Raw genomic sequence first — 4,410 nt, 5'->3', positions numbered from 1 at the left:
CGATGACGGTACGCTTTCATCATCTGGGGTGTCGCTCCGGATTCATGCAAGTTAGGCCGCCAATTTACCGAACGCCACCACCACCTCGGGCGGCGCCTGCACCAGCTCGATCAGCACGCCTTCCCCGGCAATCGGAAACTCATCACTGGCCTTGGGGTGCAAAAAGCAGATGTCAAAGCCCGCGGCACCTTTGCGGATGCCCCCTGGCGCAAAACGCACGCCCTGCGCCGTGAGCCACGCCACCGCCTTGGGCAAGTCGTCAATCCACAGACCCACATGGTTCAGCGGCGTGGTGTGCACCGCAGGCTTTTTGTCGATGTCCATGGGCTGCATCAAATCGACCTCGACCTTGAACGGGCCAGCGCCCATGGCGCAAATGTCTTCATCGACGTTTTCGCGCTCGCTCTGGAACGTGCCGGTAACCTCCAGGCCCAGCATTTCGACCCAGAGCTTTTGCAGGCGCGTTTTACTGGTGCCGCCAATGGCGATTTGCTGGATGCCCAGCACCTTGAACGGGCGCTGGCTCATACAAACTCCACAATCGGCTGATCCACGGTGAGGCTTTCGCCCTCGGCAGCCAGCACCTTGCCGACCACGCCATCGGAGGCGGCAAACAACACGTTTTCCATCTTCATGGCCTCAATCACGGCCACACGTTCCCCGGCCTGCACCTTCTGGCCCACTTGAACTGCCACATCAACCAGCAAGCCCGGCATGGGCGACAGCACATAGCGGCTCATGTCCGGGGGGGCCTTGTATGGCATCAGCGCGTGCAATTCGGCCGATCGCGGCGACAACACCATGACGTCGAGTTGGGTGCCGTTGTGAATGACACGAATGGCCAGCGGGCTCTTGACCGTACCGCGCTCCACCTGGGCCGTAAAGGGCTCATCGTTGCACGTACCGTGCATGCGGATGGTGCCAAATTTGGTGTCGCTGCTGATCCGGAACTGCTGCCCGCCAACGCTGAGCACAGCAGAGCGACTTTGACCATTGAAATCATCAACATGCACCGGGTACGAGTTTCCGTTGCTTTCTTGCCCGACAACCACGGCCACAAAATCTGCGCCGATCCGGATCTCGTGCCCCTCCATTTGCCCGCTGATGGAAGCGGCGCGGTTCAGATAGCGGCGTGAGACAAACGCGGCCAGCGCCACCAAAAATTCCACATTACTGTGTGGCACATCTTCGGCGCGAAAACCCTTGCCATAGTTTTCGGCAATGAAGCCGGTATTGAAGTCGCCCGCCACAAATTTCGGGTGCGCCAGCAAGGCTGCCTGAAACGGAATATTGCTTGAGACCCCCCGAATCACAAAACCGTTCAGGGCTTCGCGCATTTTGGCAATGGCATCCTGGCGATCCGTGCCGTGCACGATCAGCTTGGCGATCATGGAGTCGTAGAACATTGGAATCTCACCGCCGTCCTGCACGCCGGTATCGACCCGCACCCCATGCCACTTTGAGGTATCTGAGGCAAACATGGTTTCTTCGGGCGGCTGAAAGCGCACCAGACGACCGGTTGACGGCAGAAAGCTGCGAAACGGGTCTTCGGCGTTGATGCGGCACTCTATGGCCCAACCGTCGCGCTTGACATCGGCCTGCGTGAGCGGCAATTTTTCGCCCGCAGCCACCCGGATCATCAGCTCCACCAGGTCCAGCCCGGTGATGCATTCGGTCACCGGGTGCTCCACCTGCAGGCGCGTGTTCATCTCCAGAAAGTAAAAGCTCTGGTCCTTGCCGACCACAAACTCCACGGTGCCGGCGCTTTGGTATTTGACCGCCTTGGCCAGCGCCACAGCCTGCTCGCCCATGGCCTTGCGGGTGGCGTCATTGATGAACGGGCTGGGCGCTTCTTCGATCACCTTTTGGTGACGACGCTGGAGCGAGCACTCACGCTCGTTGAGATAAACCACGTTGCCAAAGCTATCACCAACGAGCTGAATTTCGATGTGGCGTGGTTCTTCGACATATTTCTCGACAAACACGCGGTCGTCACCAAAGCTGTTGCGCGCCTCGTTGCGGCAACTGGTGAAGCCTTCAAACGCTTCCTTGTCGTTATAGGCCACGCGCAGCCCCTTGCCACCGCCGCCGGCGCTGGCCTTGATCATGACCGGATAGCCAATATCCTTGGCAATTTCAACCGCTTTGTCGGCGCTTTCGATGGCGCTGTTGACACCCGGAATGCAATTGACACCGGCTGCGCCCGCCAGTTTTTTGGACTCGATCTTGTCGCCCATGGCCGCCATCGAATAATGCTTGGGGCCGATGAAGACAATGCCTTCTTCTTCGACGCGTTTGGCAAACTCGGCGTTTTCGCTCAGGAAGCCGTAGCCCGGGTGCAGCGCTTGCGCGCCGGTCTTTTTACAGGCTGCGATGATTTTTTCAGCCACCAGGTAACTCTCGCGGCTGGGCGGGGCACCAATGTGCACGGCCTCGTCGGCCAGCAGCACAAAGCGGGCGTCCTTGTCGGCGTCCGAGTACACAGCCACGGTCTTGATGCCCATTTTTTTGGCGGTGATGATGACGCGGCAAGCGATCTCGCCACGGTTTGCGATCAATATCTTGGTAAACATGGAGGTCTCCTATTCGGGAATCAGTTTTGTGTTTTGTGCGGTTCAACCCAGTCAGCCGGTTCAGGATCGGGCTGCCCGGGCGTTTTGCGCAGGTAAAGGAGGAGGCCGCAGGCCGGGGGACACGGAGCAAAACGCCCGGGCAGCCCGATACAGCGCGCCACAATTTCAGGATGCGTTCCACAAAGACTCAAAGTGGAATGTTGCCGTGCTTGCGCCACGGGTTTTCAACCTTCTTGTCGCGCAGCATCACCAGCGAGCGGCAAATGCGCTTGCGGGTTTCGTGCGGCAGTATCACGTCGTCAATAAAGCCGCGCGCTCCGGCCACAAAGGGGTTGGCAAACCGGGCCTTGTATTCGGCCTCTTTGGCGGCCAGCTTGGCGGGGTCGCCCTTGTCTTCGCGGAAGATGATTTCCACCGCGCCCTTGGCCCCCATGACCGCAATTTCGGCGTTGGGCCAGGCCAGGTTGACATCACCGCGCAGGTGCTTGGAGGCCATCACGTCATACGCGCCGCCGTAGGCCTTGCGCGTGATCACGGTGATTTTGGGCACGGTGCACTCGGCAAACGCGTACAGCAGTTTGGCGCCGTGCTTGATGATGCCGCCGTACTCCTGCGCCGTGCCGGGCATGAAACCGGGCACGTCAACAAACGTGATGACCGGAATGTTGAAGGCATCACAAAACCGCACAAAACGCGCCGCCTTGATGCTGCTCTTGATGTCCAGACAACCCGCCAGCACCAGTGGCTGATTGGCCACAATGCCCACCGTCTGGCCTTCCATGCGGCCAAAGCCAATCAGGATGTTTTTGGCGTACTCGGGTTGCAGTTCAAAAAAGTCGCCGTCATCCAGCGTCTTGGTGATCAGCTCCTTCATGTCATAAGCCTTGTTTGGATTGTCGGGCACCAGCGTGTCCAGGCTCATGTCGGCACGGTCAGCGGGGTCGCCGCTCTTGCGCACCGGCGCTTTTTCGCGGTTATTCAAGGGCAGGTAGTTGTACAGACGGCGCAGCAGCAGCAAGGCTTCGACATCGTTCTCAAATGCCAGGTCGGCGACACCGCTCTTGGTGCTGTGGCTGATGGCACCGCCCAACTGTTCGGCCGTTACTTCCTCGTGCGTCACGGTCTTGACCACTTCGGGGCCGGTGACAAACATGTAGCTCGAATCTTTCACCATGAAAATGAAGTCGGTCATGGCGGGCGAATACACCGCACCGCCGGCTGACGGGCCCATGATCATGCTGATCTGCGGAATCACGCCGCTGGCCATCACGTTGCGCTGGAACACGTCGGCGTAACCGCCAAGCGAGGCCACGCCTTCCTGAATACGCGCGCCGCCCGAGTCATTAAGGCCGATCACCGGCGCGCCGACCTTCATGGCCTGGTCCATGATCTTGCAAATTTTTTCCGCATGGGCCTCGGACAGCGCACCGCCGAACACAGTGAAGTCCTGGCTGAAGACAAACACCAGGCGGCCATTGATCATGCCGTAGCCGGTGACCACACCGTCGCCGGGGATTTTGTTGTCAGCCATGCCGAAGTCAGAGCAGCGGTGCTCGACAAACATGTCCCACTCTTCAAAGGTGCCTTGATCAAGCAGCACCTCGATGCGCTCGCGCGCGGTGAGCTTGCCCTTTTTGTGCTGCGCATCAATGCGATTCCGGCCCCCGCCCAAGCGGGCGAGTTCGCGTTTTTTTTCCAATTTTTCAAGAATATCGTGCATGGCTTGGTCTCTCTTAGGTCAGGAAATGGTTGGGTTTTCGGGTTATGAAGTGCATCGTGATTCAGGTTTTTCAGCATGGGCCAGCAGCATGTTTCTGGCGGCCGTGGAGGCGGCCAT

3 protein-coding genes are annotated in these 4,410 nt (G+C 59.1%); all 3 read right to left on the bottom strand.

All coding sequences use genetic code 11. The features are described from left to right. Positions 1–51: 51 nt before the first annotated feature. Positions 52–528, bottom strand: coding sequence for a VOC family protein (locus tag IBX54_RS13035; protein ID WP_296543093.1), 477 nt, complete (start codon positions 526–528; stop codon positions 52–54). After that, positions 525–2,573 carry an acetyl/propionyl/methylcrotonyl-CoA carboxylase subunit alpha gene (locus IBX54_RS13030; RefSeq protein ID WP_296543092.1) on the bottom strand — a complete coding sequence of 683 codons (2,049 nt, stop codon included), beginning with the start codon at positions 2,571–2,573 and terminating at the stop codon, positions 525–527. Before IBX54_RS13030 ends, IBX54_RS13035 begins: the two co-directional genes overlap by 4 nt. A gap of 187 nt (positions 2,574–2,760) precedes the next feature. Beyond that, positions 2,761–4,293: an acyl-CoA carboxylase subunit beta gene (locus tag IBX54_RS13025; protein ID WP_296543091.1), complete on the bottom strand. Its 1,533-nt coding sequence runs from the start codon at positions 4,291–4,293 to the stop codon at positions 2,761–2,763. Positions 4,294–4,410: the final 117 nt, after the last annotated feature.

The sequence above is a fragment of the Rhodoferax sp. genome (genome assembly GCF_014859475.1).
Taxonomy (GTDB): domain Bacteria; phylum Pseudomonadota; class Gammaproteobacteria; order Burkholderiales; family Burkholderiaceae_C; genus Rhodoferax.
Note: the sequence above shows the minus strand (reverse complement) of the source record. Positions and strands in the feature narration are given on the sequence as shown.

Coding starts and splice junctions, on each gene's coding strand:
- IBX54_RS13035 (WP_296543093.1), bottom strand. CDS start 528: ATGAGCCAGCGCCCGTTCAAGGTGCTGGGCATCCAGCAAATCGCCATT.
- IBX54_RS13030 (WP_296543092.1), bottom strand. CDS start 2,573: ATGTTTACCAAGATATTGATCGCAAACCGTGGCGAGATCGCTTGCCGC.
- IBX54_RS13025 (WP_296543091.1), bottom strand. CDS start 4,293: ATGCACGATATTCTTGAAAAATTGGAAAAAAAACGCGAACTCGCCCGC.